At 53.6% G+C, this 14217-nt stretch carries 11 protein-coding genes; 6 read left to right on the forward strand and 5 right to left on the reverse strand.

All coding sequences use genetic code 11. From position 1 onward, the window contains the following. Positions 1-6 precede the first annotated feature (6 nt). Positions 7-1914 carry an ABC transporter ATP-binding protein gene (locus FDX09_RS23160; RefSeq protein WP_087857547.1) on the reverse strand — a complete coding sequence of 636 codons (1908 nt, stop codon included), beginning with the start codon at positions 1912-1914 and terminating at the stop codon, positions 7-9. Positions 1915-1926: 12 nt separating this feature from the next. Next, positions 1927-4035: a bifunctional 23S rRNA (guanine(2069)-N(7))-methyltransferase RlmK/23S rRNA (guanine(2445)-N(2))-methyltransferase RlmL gene (gene rlmKL / locus FDX09_RS23165; RefSeq protein WP_087857548.1), complete on the reverse strand. Its 2109-nt coding sequence runs from the start codon at positions 4033-4035 to the stop codon at positions 1927-1929. Between the two features lie 98 nt (positions 4036-4133). Between rlmKL and FDX09_RS23170 the strand changes: the two genes are divergently transcribed. Next, positions 4134-5240 carry a YcbX family protein gene (locus tag FDX09_RS23170; protein WP_137347931.1) on the forward strand — a complete coding sequence of 369 codons (1107 nt, stop codon included), beginning with the start codon at positions 4134-4136 and terminating at the stop codon, positions 5238-5240. Here the strand turns inward: FDX09_RS23170 and zapC are convergent. Together zapC and pyrD are read right to left on the reverse strand one after the other, a co-directional pair. Beyond that, on the reverse strand, positions 5237-5779 hold the full coding sequence (zapC, locus tag FDX09_RS23175) for a cell division protein ZapC (RefSeq protein ID WP_038639397.1): 543 nt from the start codon (positions 5777-5779) through the stop codon (positions 5237-5239). The two genes, FDX09_RS23170 and zapC, sit on opposite strands and share 4 nt — an antisense overlap. 165 nt (positions 5780-5944) lie before the next feature. After that, positions 5945-6955 carry a quinone-dependent dihydroorotate dehydrogenase gene (gene pyrD, locus FDX09_RS23180; protein ID WP_038639394.1) on the reverse strand — a complete coding sequence of 337 codons (1011 nt, stop codon included), beginning with the start codon at positions 6953-6955 and terminating at the stop codon, positions 5945-5947. 242 nt (positions 6956-7197) lie between these two features. Here pyrD and ssuE point away from each other — a divergent pair, with 242 nt between their 5' ends. Genes ssuE through ssuB form a run of 5 tightly spaced genes read left to right on the forward strand, consistent with a single transcriptional unit; the run spans position 7198 to position 11449 of the window. Then, positions 7198-7773, forward strand: a complete 576-nt coding sequence (ssuE, locus tag FDX09_RS23185; protein WP_061381850.1) for an NADPH-dependent FMN reductase — start codon at positions 7198-7200, stop codon at positions 7771-7773. Then, positions 7766-8740 (forward strand): sulfonate ABC transporter substrate-binding protein, encoded by a 975-nt coding sequence (locus FDX09_RS23190; RefSeq protein ID WP_087857549.1) that lies wholly within the window; start codon positions 7766-7768, stop codon positions 8738-8740. The genes ssuE and FDX09_RS23190 overlap by 8 nt, the downstream gene beginning before the upstream one ends. Next, positions 8737-9882: an FMNH2-dependent alkanesulfonate monooxygenase gene (gene ssuD / locus FDX09_RS23195; protein ID WP_087857550.1), complete on the forward strand. Its 1146-nt coding sequence runs from the start codon at positions 8737-8739 to the stop codon at positions 9880-9882. Before FDX09_RS23190 ends, ssuD begins: the two co-directional genes overlap by 4 nt. 11 nt (positions 9883-9893) lie before the next feature. Then, complete coding sequence (gene ssuC, locus FDX09_RS23200; protein WP_038639375.1) at positions 9894-10685, forward strand: aliphatic sulfonate ABC transporter permease SsuC; 792 nt, start codon at positions 9894-9896, stop codon at positions 10683-10685. After that, a complete protein-coding gene (gene ssuB / locus FDX09_RS23205) occupies positions 10682-11449 on the forward strand; it encodes an aliphatic sulfonates ABC transporter ATP-binding protein (RefSeq protein ID WP_110498494.1) in 768 nt (255 codons plus the stop codon). The genes ssuC and ssuB overlap by 4 nt, the downstream gene beginning before the upstream one ends. Before the next feature lie 71 nt (positions 11450-11520). On the opposite strand, the gene pepN is transcribed toward ssuB, so the two are convergent. Beyond that, entirely contained in the window at positions 11521-14133 is a 2613-nt protein-coding gene (gene pepN / locus FDX09_RS23210; RefSeq protein WP_137347932.1) for an aminopeptidase N, read from the reverse strand. Positions 14134-14217 lie beyond the last annotated feature (84 nt).

Consider the following 14217-nt stretch of genomic DNA (forward strand, 5'->3'; position numbering starts at 1 on the left):
TTTAAATTATGCGCCATTCTTCAAAGATTCAAGATACTCCCAGCGCTCAAAGGCTTGCTCAAGTTCTTGTTCCGCTTCGTTCAGATTAGCTAAAACTTGTTGCGTTTGCTCGTGCGGCTGACTGAAAAAAGCGGCGTCAGCAACCTGAGCTTGTAATGTTTCCAGCTTAGCTTCCAGTTCTTCAAGCAATGCGGGGAGCTGCTCCAGTTCGCGCTGCAGTTTATAGCTTAGTTTGCTCGTGCCACGTTTGACAATTTCTGCTTTAGGAGCAACAGCTTCCTCTGTTTTTTTCACAACGGGCTGTTTAAACGCCACATGCTGCGCTTGCTGGCTGCGCGCGTCATGGTAACCGCCGACATAACGACCAATTTTACCACCGCCTTCGAAGATCCAACATTCCGTAACGGTATTATCCACAAACTGACGGTCGTGGCTCACCAGCAGTACGGTGCCCTGATAGCTGTCAATCAGCTCTTCAAGCAGTTCCAGCGTTTCGACGTCAAGATCGTTCGTTGGTTCATCGAGAATTAAAAGATTACTGGGTTTCAGGAACAAACGCGCCAGCAACAGACGATTTCGTTCCCCACCGGAGAGCGCGCGTACTGGCGTCATCGCCCGTTTCGGGTGGAACAAGAAGTCCTGCAGGTAGCCCAGCACATGGCGGGGTTTACCGTTAACCATCACCTCTTGCTTACCTTCGGCCAGATTGTCCATCACGGTTTTATCCGGATCCAGTTCAGCCCGGTGCTGATCGAAATAAGCCACTTCCAGCTTGGTCCCAACATGAATACGTCCACTGTCAGCCTGCAGTTGGCCTAGCATCAGTTTGAGCAGCGTCGTCTTGCCGCAACCGTTAGGGCCAATTAACGCAATTTTGTCGCTGCGCTGCACCTGCGCGGAGAAATCTTTTACCAGTTGCTTACCATCAACCTGATAATCCACATTCTCCATTTCGAAGACAATCTTGCCCGAACGGCTCGCCTCTTCAACCTGCATCTTCGCCGTGCCCATCACTTCGCGACGTTCACCGCGCTCGCGACGCATCGCTTTCAGGGCGCGCACACGGCCTTCGTTACGGGTACGACGCGCTTTGATACCCTGGCGGATCCAAACCTCTTCCTGCGCCAGCTTGCGATCAAACTCCGCGTTTTGTAACTCTTCTACCCGCAGCGCTTCTTCTTTCTCCAGCAGATACTGATCGTAGTTCCCCGGATAGGTCACCAGTTTGCCGCGGTCAAGATCAACAATACGCGTCGCCATGTTGCGAATAAATGAACGGTCGTGGGAAATGAAAATGATTGTCCCGTTGAAGGATTTCAGGAACCCTTCCAGCCAGTCGATTGTTTCAATGTCCAGATGGTTCGTCGGTTCATCGAGCAGCAATACGCGCGGATTACTCACCAACGCGCGGCCCAGCGCCGCTTTACGCAGCCAACCACCAGACAGCGACGAAAGCGCGGCGTTAGGATCCAGCCCCAGTTGCGCCAACACTTCATTAATGCGACTTTCGAGCTGCCACAGATTGTGGTGATCGAGCATTTCCTGAACCCGCGCCATCTCATTCAGATTTCTGTCGCTGGGATCGGTCATGACAAGGCGCGAAATATCATGATACCGCTTCAGGTATTCAGCCTGTTCCTCAATACCTTCGGCAACGAAGTCATACACGCTGCCCTCGACGTTACGCGGCGGATCCTGTTGCAGACGCGCGACGACCAGATCCTGCTCATAAATAATACGCCCATCGTCAAGACCCTGTTCACGGTTCAGGATCTTCATCAGCGTCGATTTGCCCGCGCCGTTACGGCCTACCAGACAGACGCGTTCGTTATCCTCGATATGCAGTTCCGCATTATCAAGAAGGGGCGCATCGCTGAACGACAGCCATGCACCATGCATACTGATCAATGACATTTACTTATCCTTTCAGGCTGCGGTAATCAGCCAGCAATTGTGGATCTGACGGTTACGGGCAAAGTCCTGGGAAAGCGTTTTTTGGGTAATTTCTTGTGCTTTCAATCCCAGCTCAGCCAGACCCTCGAGATCCATACGGAATCCACGTTTGTTGTTGGAGAACATGATAGTCCCGTCTTTACGTAACAGACGTTTCAGATCTTTCATCAGCGCCAGATGATCGCGCTGCACATCAAACGAATCTTCCATGCGTTTAGAGTTAGAAAACGTTGGCGGATCGATGAAAATCAGATCGAACTGTTCATTGGCATCGCGCAGCCAGCCCAGACAATCGGCCTGAATTAAACGGTGAGCGCGACCACTCAGGCCGTTCAAACGCAGGTTGCGTTCCGCCCATTCCAGGTAGGTACGCGACATATCAACCGTCGTGGTGCTCCGCGCGCCGCCCAGTCCGGCATGAACGCTGGCGCTACCGGTGTAGGAGAACAGATTGAGGAAATCCTTACCTTTACTCATCTGACCCAGCATGCGACGCGCAATGCGGTGATCGAGGAACAAACCGGTATCAAGATAGTCAGTCAGGTTCACCCACAGACGTGCGTTGTACTCGCTTACCTCAATGAATTCACCCTTCTCATTCATCTTCTGATACTGGTTCTTGCCTTTTTGACGTTCACGGGTTTTCAGCACCAGTTTATTCGGGGCAATCTCAAGTACCGAGAGCGTAGCGGCAATGATGTCGAACAGGCGTTGACGCGCTTTCTGCGCATCGACCGTTTTCGGCGGCGCGTATTCCTGCACCACGACCCAGTCACCGTAGCGATCTACCGCCACGTTGTATTCCGGCAGGTCGGCATCGTACAGGCGATAGCATTCAATACCTTCCTGACGCGCCCATTTTTCCAGCTTCTTAAGATTCTTACGCAGGCGGTTGGCATAATCTTCCGCGACCGTGACAGGCTTACTGTCGGCGGTGGTTTCTGCAACGTGATAGTTCTTCTGCACGCAATCCAGCGGACCATTTTTCGCTTTAAACTGCTTATCAGCACGTAATTGCAGGCTGCTGAGCAAATCCGGCGAGGCGCTAAACAGGGACAGATTCCAGCCGCCAAACTGGTTTTTCATTGTGCGCCCCAGCAGGCTGTGCAGGGCAATCAGCGCCGGTTCACTATCCAGACGTTCGCCGTACGGCGGGTTGCTGATAACCGTCCCGTACGGTCCTTTCGGTAACGGGTTGCTCAGTTTGGCGACATCTTTAACTTCAAACGTCATCAGATCGGCAATTCCGGCGCGACGGGCGTTACTGCGTGCTTTTTCAATTACGCGAGCATCGCTGTCAGATCCATAGAAGTGCGAGGTGTAGTCTGCGAGACCCTTACGCGCGCGCACCTGCGCTTCGGCTTTAACCTCTTGCCACACAGCGTCATCGTGCTGCGCCCAACCGCTAAAGCCCCAATAACCACGGTGCAGACCAGGCGCACGATCGGTTGCCCACATCGCCGCTTCAATCAGCAGTGTACCGGAGCCACACATCGGATCGAGTAACGGCGTGCCCGGTTGCCAACCTGAACGCATCACAATGGCGGCAGCCAGCGTTTCTTTAATCGGCGCCTGACCTGCGCGATCGCGATACCCACGCTGATGCAGGCCATCACCGCTCAGATCGAGCGCAATACTGGCGGTATCTTTATTCAGCCACACGTTAATGCGCAGATCCGGAGATTCACGATCCACATTCGGACGCGGCAGATTTTTACGGGTAAAGGCGTCGACAATCGCATCCTTTACCTTCAGCGCCCCGTACTGACTATTACGAATGGTTTCGTTCAGGCCGCTAAAATGCACCGCAAATGTAGCGCCCGGATTAAATATCTCTGTCCAGTCGATTGCCTGAACACCGAGGTACAGATCAAGATCGCTGTAGACCTTGCACTCTCCCATCGGCAGGATAATGCGCGAGGCCAGGCGGCTCCACATCAGGCTCTGGTAAACAAGCCGCGTGTCGCCCTTAAAATGGACCCCACCCTGAACGACCTGACACTCCAGCGCGCCAAGGTTTTCCAGTTCAGTTTTTAACAGCTCTTCCAGCCCGCGGGCCGTACTGGCAAACAGAGAATTCATAATGTCACTTTTACTCCGAGAAAATTGCTGCGCATTATAGCTAATATGGGCGGTATGTCATAAAGTTGAAGGCTTATTTTCGCTCGAGGGGCTGTACAGTGGTCACGTTAACCCGACTTTTTATTCATCCGGTTAAATCAATGCGCGGTATTGGGCTTACCCACGCTCTGGCAGACGTTAGTGGTCTCGCCTTTGATCGCATATTTATGATTACCGAACCCGACGGGACGTTCATTACCGCCCGACAGTACCCACAGATGGTGCGTTTTACCCCTTCCCCTTTCCACGATGGATTGCATCTTACGGCGCCAGACGGTAGCAGCGCGCTTGTGCGATTTGCCGACTTCGCCCTGCAGGATGCGCCGACGGAAGTGTGGGGCAACCATTTTACCGCGCGTATTGCGCCAGCGGCTATCAACCAGTGGCTGAGCGGTTTTTTCTCCCGTGACGTGCAGCTTCGCTGGGTTGGTCCGCAGCTGACGCGCCGAGTGAAGCGCCGCGATGATGTTCCTTTATCCTTTGCCGATGGTTATCCCTACCTTTTAACTAACGAAGCGTCATTGCGCGATTTGCAGCAGCGCTGCCCGGCAAGCGTAAAAATGGAGCAGTTTCGCCCCAATCTGGTGGTTTCAGGCGCTGCCGCCTGGGAAGAAGATACCTGGAAAGTGATCCGCATTGGCGAGGTTATTTTTGACGTGGCTAAACCTTGTAGCCGCTGCATTTTCACCACCGTCAGCCCTGAGAAAGGTCAGAAGCATCCGTCCGGCGAACCGCTGGCCACGCTGCAAAGCTTTCGCACTGCGACGGATAACGGCGATGTCGATTTTGGTCAGAATCTCATTGCGCGTAACAGTGGCGTGATTCGCGTCGGCGACGAGGTTGAAATTCTGTCCACCGGTCCGGCCAGAGTATATGGCGCGGCAGAAACCGATGATACTGCCCCGGTGCAACAACCCGATGCCACGGTGCTTATCGAGTGGCAGGGACAGACCTTTCGCGGAAATAATCAGCAGGTATTGCTTGAACAGCTGGAAAACCAGGGTATCCGGGTTCCCTACTCATGTCGGGCGGGAATTTGCGGATGCTGTCGAATTCGGTTGGTAGAAGGCGAAGTGAGCCCGCTGAAAAAATCAGCGATGGGAGATGACGGGACAATTCTGTGCTGCAGTTGTGTGCCCAAAACGGCAATCAGGCTGGAAAGTTAAACCGCCTGCTCAAGGCTGAAACTGTCAACCATTGTCTGCGGTTTCAGTCTGTCATTCATGATTTTAATTGCGTCGCCAAGCTGCATGGTGCGTCCGGCAATCACCACGCCCGGTTGCGCCAGCAGACAAAGCGCGGCGTTTTCACCCGGCTCAACCACTAACAGGTTTACCTGTTCATCGGTATCGCTTAAATCGACACAGGCAGCGTCCCCTGGCACTGGCGTCCAGTTAATGCCGTGGGCGACAAAGTGCCAACTTTTTGGCATCTGCGGCTTAAGATAACGAATAGCCACCAGCGCATTGAGCACCAGTTCCGCTTTTTGTTCTTTCGCTAAATCCAGGTAGCGGCATTTTTCTTCAAAGGAAAAATAAAGCGCGGCGTCATCAACGCAAAATCCGGAAGGAGTAAAGGCATCAGGCGTGAGCATTTTACGAGCAAAACGCGAACGGAATAACATACCATTGGCTAAATCGAGCATCATACGATCGTGCTCTTCATCATAATACCAGCGCCAGTTATCGTCGGGTTTAATTCGCATCAGTTTCTCTCCTTTCCTTAATCATCGCCGTTACGACAGTATCCTTTTGCCGCTTCGTTTATTGCCCTAATAATAAAAGCTCAGAATGTTTAAATAAGCAACAGTAAAGGAATATAAAACAACCAGGGCTAGAAATAAAGCCCTGGATTGTGATTAAGGTAGCATTCAGATATTGGTGACGATTTCTTTAATCAACGGCGGGCCTTTAAAAATAAAGCCCGAATAAATCTGTACGAGGGTTGCGCCGGCGGCTATTTTCTCGCGCGCGGCAATCACCGAGTCAATACCGCCAACGCCAATAATTGGCAACTGACCATTTAATTCCTGAGACAACTGGCGAATAATTTCTGTACTTTTTAATTGTAACGGACGACCGCTCAGTCCCCCCATTTGATCGCAATTTTTCATTCCCTGTACGAGAGAACGATCGAGAGTGGTGTTAGTTGCAATTACACCATCAATATTATGCCGAACTAAACTGTCGGCAACTTGGATCAGTTCTTCGACGGAAAGATCCGGCGCGATCTTTACGGCCACCGGAACATATTTATGGTGGATCGCTTGCAGATCGTTTTGCTTATTTTTAATTGCCGTCAGCAGATCATCCAGCGCTTCACCGTATTGCAGCGTGCGTAATCCCGGCGTATTCGGTGAAGAGATATTAATCGCGATATAACCGGCATAAGCATAGACTTTCTCCATACAAATCAGATAGTCATCTTTGCCGTTTTCTACCGGAGTATCTTTATTCTTACCAATATTAATGCCGAGAATGCCGTCAAAATGTGATTTCTTAACGTTCTCTACCAGGTTATCAACACCCAGGTTATTGAATCCCATGCGGTTGATCAAACCTTCCGCATCCACCAGACGGAACAGACGTGGTTTATCGTTCCCGGGCTGGGGGCGTGGCGTCACGGTACCAATCTCAATTGAACCGAATCCCATCGCACCGAGCGCATCAATGCACTCCCCGTCTTTATCCAGTCCGGCAGCAAGCCCGAGCGGATTTTTAAACGTCAGCCCCATACAGGTAACCGGTTTTGCGGGTACTTTCTGGCGGACAAGCGCTTCGAGCGGCGTGCCGGTAATGCGACGTAACTGCTGGAATGTCAATTCATGAGCGCGCTCAGGATCGAGCTGGAAAAGGGCTTTACGAACGAAGGGGTAGTACATGAACTCTCCTGGATTCCCGGTGTGCAAACCGGGGGCGTATTATGTGCGATCGCGAGCAAAAAGGGAATTGACCTGCGGCAATAAATAGCAATCGTTTTCCTACTTCTGCCGTTTTATTCATTTTTCAACTTTTCTATCCCGTATAAATCATTTCGATAAACAAAATCTCTCTGCCAGACTGCACGAATTGTTATCAATGTTAAATAAAAGCGAACAATTAGTTATAAGGGGAGATTGAAATTATGCGCGTCATTACTCTGGCGGGAAGTCCACGCTTCCCCTCTCGCTCCAGCGCCTTACTGGAATACGCCCGGGAAAAACTGAACGGCCAGGATGTCGAAGTCTGTCACTGGAATCTGCACAACTTTGCCCCAGAAGACCTGATCTATGCGCGCTTCGACAGCCCGGCGCTGAAAACCTTTGTCGAACAACTGCACGACGCCGACGGATTGATTGTTGCAACGCCGGTCTACAAAGCAGCTTACTCCGGAGCGTTGAAAACGTTGCTCGATCTGCTTCCCGAACGCGCACTGGAAGGCAAAGTGGTTTTGCCGCTGGCAACAGGCGGTACCGTTGCGCATTTACTGGCCGTTGATTACGCGCTTAAGCCGGTGCTGAGCGCGTTAAAAGCCCAGGAAATCCTGCACGGTGTTTTTGCTGATGATTCACAGGTCATTGATTATCAGCATAAACCGCAGTTTACGCCCAACCTGCAACTGCGTCTGGACAATGCGCTCGACACCTTCTGGCTGGCGTTGCATCGTCGTGATGTCCAACTTCCTCAATTGAATGCTCTGCGAGGTGCCGCCCATGCTTAATCTGCTCAAGCGTCACACGCCGTGGTTGGCGTTGACCGGATTGCTGTCACTTTCAACGCTCGTCCATGCCGCAGAGTCTGCACCAGACGCGCTGCGCATAGGCTACCAGAAAGGAAGCGTCAGTATGGTGCTGGCAAAAAGCCATCAGTTACTGGAGAAACGCTACCCACAGACCAAAATCTCGTGGATTGAGTTTCCGGCAGGGCCGCAAATGCTGGAAGCACTCAATATTGGCAGTATCGATCTCGGCAGTACCGGTGACATTCCACCGATTTTCGCCCAGGCCGCCGGAGCCGATCTGGTTTACGTTGGCGTCGAGCCGCCCAAACCAAAAGCCGAAGTGATTCTGGTGCCCAAAAACAGCCCGATCCAGAGCGTTGCGCAGCTCAAAGGGCATAAAGTCGCCTTCCAGAAAGGTTCCAGCGCCCACAATTTACTGCTGCGAGCCTTACAACAGGCCGGGCTGAAATTTACCGATATTCAACCAACATATCTGACACCCGCAGATGCCAGAGCAGCCTTCCAGCAAGGTAACGTTGATGCGTGGGCTATCTGGGATCCTTACTATTCCGCCGCGTTGCTGCAGGGTGATGTGCGCGTGCTAAAAGATGGCTCAGACCTCAAACAGACCGGCTCCTTTTATCTCGCCGCGCGTCCTTATGCCGAGAAAAATGGCGCGTTTGTTCTTGGCGTGCTGGATACCTTTAGCCAGGCTGATGCGTTAACCCTCAGCCAGCGCCAGCAAAGTATTACCCTGCTGGCCAAAACCATGGGACTGCCAGAGCCGGTGATTGCGTCTTATCTTGATCACCGGCCGCCAACGACCATCTCACCCGTCAGCGCCTCGGTTGCCGCCCTGCAACAACAAACCGCCGATCTGTTTTATGACAATCGTCTGGTGCCGAAAAAAATCGATATTCGCCAGCGTATCTGGCAACCCACTCAGCAGACAGGAGCAAAATTATGAGTCTGAACATGTTCTGGTTTTTACCCACCCACGGGGATGGCCACTATCTGGGGACGGAAGAAGGCTCGCGTCCGGTCGATCAAAGTTATCTGCAGCAAATCGCGCAGGCTGCCGATCGCCTGGGATTTACCGGCGTTTTGATCCCAACCGGTCGCTCCTGTGAAGATGCCTGGCTGGTAGCCGCCTCCATGATCCCTGTTACTCAGCGGCTCAAGTTTTTGGTCGCGCTGCGTCCAAGCGTAACCTCGCCAACGGTTGCCGCACGCCAGGCTGCAACGCTCGACAGACTCTCTAACGGTCGGGCGCTGTTTAACCTGGTGACCGGCAGCGATCCGCAGGAGCTGGCTGGCGACGGCGTGTTTCTTGATCATACAGAGCGCTATGAAGCTTCTGCTGAATTCACCCAGATCTGGCGTCGGCTGTTACAGGGAGAAACGGTGGATTTCAACGGCAAACATATGCACGTCCGCGGCGCGAAGCTGTTTTTTCCTCCCGTACAACAACCCTGGCCGCCGCTTTATTTCGGCGGTTCTTCCGATGTCGCGCAAGACCTGGCTGCCGAGCAGGTTGATCTCTATCTGACCTGGGGCGAACCGCCTGAACAGGTGAAAGAGAAGATTGAGCAAGTGCGAGCCAAAGCAGCAGCGCTTGGACGCAAGATCCGCTTTGGTATTCGTTTGCATGTGATCGTGCGGGAGACGACGGATGAGGCGTGGCAGGCAGCGGAGCGTCTGATTTCGCATCTTGATGACGACACGATTGCCAAAGCCCAGGCCGCCTTCTCAAGAACAGATTCGGTTGGCCAACAGCGGATGGCCGCGCTGCACAACGGTAAACGCGACAAACTGGAAATAAGCCCGAACCTGTGGGCAGGCGTTGGGCTGGTGCGTGGCGGCGCCGGAACCGCGCTGGTCGGCGACGGCCCGACCGTCGCAGCGCGCATAAACGAGTACGCCGCGCTGGGTATCGACAGCTTTGTGCTGTCGGGGTATCCGCATCTGGAAGAGGCGTACAAAGTTGGCGAGCTACTGTTCCCGCATCTGGATGTTTCGATACCTGAAATTCCACAGCCACAGCGTCTGCACCAACAAGGCGAAGCGGTGGCTAACGAATTTATTCCCCGTAAGGTCGCGCAAAGCTAAGGAGCACGCTGATGACAACACCGAAAAACAGGTGGCTATTGCGCCTCGCACCCTGGTTTTTGCCGGTAGGTCTGGTGGCGCTCTGGCAGATAGCCTCGTCAATGGGCTGGCTATCCACCCGCATCTTGCCCTCCCCGGAAGGCGTTGTCGAAGCCTTCTGGACACTTTCCGCCAGCGGCGAGCTTTGGCAGCATCTGGCGATCAGTTCCTGGCGCGCGCTGATCGGATTCTCGATCGGTGGATCGTTGGGTTTGACGCTGGGACTCATCAGCGGTCTTTCACGCTGGGGGGAACGCCTGCTGGATACGTCGATACAGATGCTGCGCAACGTACCCCATCTGGCGCTGATCCCGCTGGTGATTTTGTGGTTCGGCATTGATGAATCGGCGAAGATCTTTCTCGTCGCCTTGGGCACACTGTTCCCGATTTACATCAACACCTGGCACGGGATCCGCAATATCGATCGCGGCCTGGTGGAGATGGCGCGCAGCTATGGATTGTCCGGCTTTTCACTGTTTATCCATGTGATCCTCCCCGGCGCCCTGCCCTCGATTATGGTTGGCGTACGTTTTGCTCTCGGACTGATGTGGCTGACGTTGATCGTTGCGGAAACCATTTCCGCCAATGCCGGCATTGGTTATCTGGCGATGAATGCGCGAGAATTTCTGCAAACCGACGTGGTGGTAGTGGCCATCATTCTCTACGCCCTGCTCGGCAAACTTGCCGATGTCAGCGCCCAACTGCTGGAGCGAGTCTGGCTGCGCTGGAACCCGGCTTACCATGTGAAGGAGGCTACTGTATGAATACCGCTCGCTTGAATCAGGGTACGCCGCTTTTGCTGAGCGCCGTGACCAAACAATACGCCGCCAATACAGTGCTGAATCAATTAGATCTGCATATTCCGGCAGGGCAATTTGTTGCCGTAGTGGGCCGCAGCGGCGGTGGCAAAAGCACCTTGCTGCGCCTGCTGGCTGGGCTGGAATCGCCCACTTCAGGCGCATTACTTGCCGGAACTACCCCGCTGGCAGAGATTCAGGATGATACGCGCATGATGTTTCAGGATGCGCGTCTGCTGCCATGGAAAACGGTTATTGATAACGTTGGTCTGGGGCTGAAAGGTCAATGGCGCGATGCGGCCCGTAATGCGTTGGCCGCTGTTGGCCTCGAAAACCGGGCACAGGAGTGGCCTGCCGCCCTGTCTGGCGGCCAAAAACAGCGCGTGGCCCTGGCGCGGGCATTAATTCACCGCCCTGGCCTGCTGTTACTGGATGAACCGCTCGGCGCGCTGGATGCGTTAACCCGTCTTGAGATGCAGGATCTGATCGTCTCGCTATGGCAGGACCACGGCTTTACGGTGCTGCTGGTGACGCACGATGTCAGTGAGGCCGTCGCAATGGCAGACCGCGTGCTGTTGATCGAAGATGGTAAAATCGGGCTGGATCTGACGGTGGATATTCAGCGCCCCCGCCGTTTGGGATCGGTGCGATTAGCCGAACTGGAAGCGGAAGTGTTGAACCGGGTTATGAAGCGTGGCGAAAATGAAGTTCAGCTACGCAAGCAGGGTTAAAAACGCCGGATGGCGCTACCGCTTATCCGGCCTACGCGTGAATGGTAGGCCGGATCCATCCGGCAATATTATCAGGCTAACGCTTTGTCAATCTTCTCGAACAGATCGCCGGAGAGATTCTCGAGGCCTTTCAACTGTTCCAGCGCCGCACGCATCTTCGCCTGACGTTTGGCATCATAGCGTTTCAAACGAATCAACGGCTCAATCAGACGTGACGCCACCTGTGGATTGCGGCTGTTCAGCTCAGTCAGCATATCGACCAGGAACTGATAGCCGCTGCCATCTTCCGCATGGAAAGCCGCCGGGTTGCTGCCCGCAAAAGCACCAATCAGGGAACGAATACGGTTCGGGTTACTCATACTGAAGGAACGATGCTTCAGCAGACCGCGTACCGTTTCCAGCACGTTTCTCGCCGGGCTGGTGGATTGCAGGATAAACCATTTATCCATTACCAGACCGTCATGATGCCATTTATCGTCATACTCCTGCATCAATGCGTCACGGCATGGCAGTTGCGCCGCCACCGCAGCGGACAGCGCCGCCAGGGCGTCAGTCATATTGTTCGCTTCGCGGTACTGCTTACTAACCAACGTGTCAGCCAGATGGGTTTCGCCAAAGGCCAGGAAGCGCAGGCAGGCATTGCGCAGCGTACGCTTACCAATATCAGCATGCTCAACGCGGTACTCGTCAAGATGATTAGCGTTATAGATAGCGAGGAATTCATCCGCCAGCTCAGCCGCCAGCGTGCGGGTCAATGCTTCGCGAACTTCCGTTATCGCGACCGGATCGATGATATCGAACAGTTCGGCGATTTCATTTACCGAAGGCAACGTCAGGATCTCTGCCGCCAGCGCCGGATCGATTTTCTCATCGAGCAAAATGGCGCGGAAAGCATCGGCCACATGTACCGGCAGCGACAACGGCTGGCCCTGCTGATGACGGGCAACGTTGAGCTTAATATAGGTCGCCAGCAGACTTTGCGCCGCATCCCAACGAGAGAAATCGTTACGCGCATGACGCATCAGGAAGGTCAGTTGCTGATCGCTCCATTTGTATTCCAGTTTTACCGGTGCGGAGAATTCGCACAGCAGTGCCGGAACTGGCTGGAAGTAGACGTTATCAAAGACAAACGTCTGTTCTGCCTGGGTCACGTTGAGCACAGCATTCACCGGATGCCCGCCTTTTTGTAGCGGGATCACTTTCCCTTCGTTGTCATACAACTCGAGGGCGAAAGGAATATGCAGCGGTTGTTTCTCGGCCTGATCCGGCGTGGCTGGCGTACGCTGGCTGATAGTCAGCGTGTATTGTTCCGTTGACGGATTGTAGTCATCACGCACGGTCAGAATCGGCGTACCGGACTGACTGTACCAGCGGCGGAAATGAGAGAGATCGACATTGGACGCATCTTCCATCGCCTGCACGAAATCATCACAGGTAGCAGCGCTGCCGTCATGACGCTCAAAGTACAGCTGCATCCCTTTCTGGAAGTTAGTCTCACCCAGCAGAGTGTGGATCATACGAATGACTTCAGCGCCCTTTTCATACACGGTCAGGGTATAGAAGTTGTTCATTTCGATAACCATATCCGGGCGGATCGGGTGCGCCATCGGGCTGGCGTCTTCGGCAAACTGCAGGCCGCGCATGGTACGTACATTGCTGATACGGTTTACCGCACGTGAGCCGAGATCGGAACTGAACTCCTGATCGCGGAACACGGTTAAACCTTCTTTCAGGCTCAACTGGAACCAGTCGCGACAGGTCACACGGTTGCCGGTCCAGTTATGGAAATATTCGTGACCAATAACGCGTTCAATATCAAGATAGTCTTTGTCGGTGGCCGTATCGGTGCGGGCCAGCACATATTTGGAGTTAAAGATGTTCAGACCTTTATTCTCCATCGCACCCATATTGAAGAAGTCGACGGCGACAATCATATAGATGTCGAGGTCATACTCAAGGCCGAAACGCTCCTCATCCCATTTCATGGAGTTTTTCAGCGAGGTCATTGCCCACGGCGCACGGTCCAGATTGCCGCGATCGACATACAGTTCCAGCGCCACTTCACGTCCTGAGCGGGTGGTAAAGGTGTCACGCAGGACGTCGAAATCACCGGCTACCAGCGCAAACAGATAGCACGGTTTCGGGAACGGATCCTGCCACTGCACCCAGTGACGACCGTTTTCCAGTTCACCCTGCGCCACGCGGTTGCCGTTAGAGAGCAGGAACGGATATTGGGTTTTATCGGCGATAATTTTGGTGGTAAAACGCGCCAGAACATCGGGTCTGTCGAGATACCAGGTAATATGGCGGAACCCTTCTGCCTCACACTGGGTGCACAGCGCATCGCCAGACTTATACAGTCCTTCCAGCGCGGTATTGGCCGCCGGGCTAATTTCATTCACGATACGCAGCGTAAAACGTTCCGGCAACTGACTGATGACCAGAGCGCCCTCTTCTTCTTTATACTCTGTCCACGGCTCGTCGTTCACGTGGATTGACACCAGGGTCAGATCTTCGCCATCCAGGCGCAGCGGCGCACTGGACGCACCATGACGGACAGCCTGGCTCACGGCGGTGACCACGGTTTTTTCAGCATCCAGGTCAAAGGTCAAGTCAATATCAGTAATCTGGTAATCCGGCGCACGATAGTCGTGACGGTATTTGGCTTGTGGCTGTTGTGTCATAAAAAAACCTTTAGCATCTTTGGTAGAGTCTCGGCTTCAGTCTATTCCTGTTGCGTAAATCGCGCTACGCAGAATGTTCATCTT

The organism is Citrobacter sp. wls717 (assembly GCF_005280955.1).
Lineage (GTDB): Bacteria > Pseudomonadota > Gammaproteobacteria > Enterobacterales > Enterobacteriaceae > Citrobacter > Citrobacter werkmanii.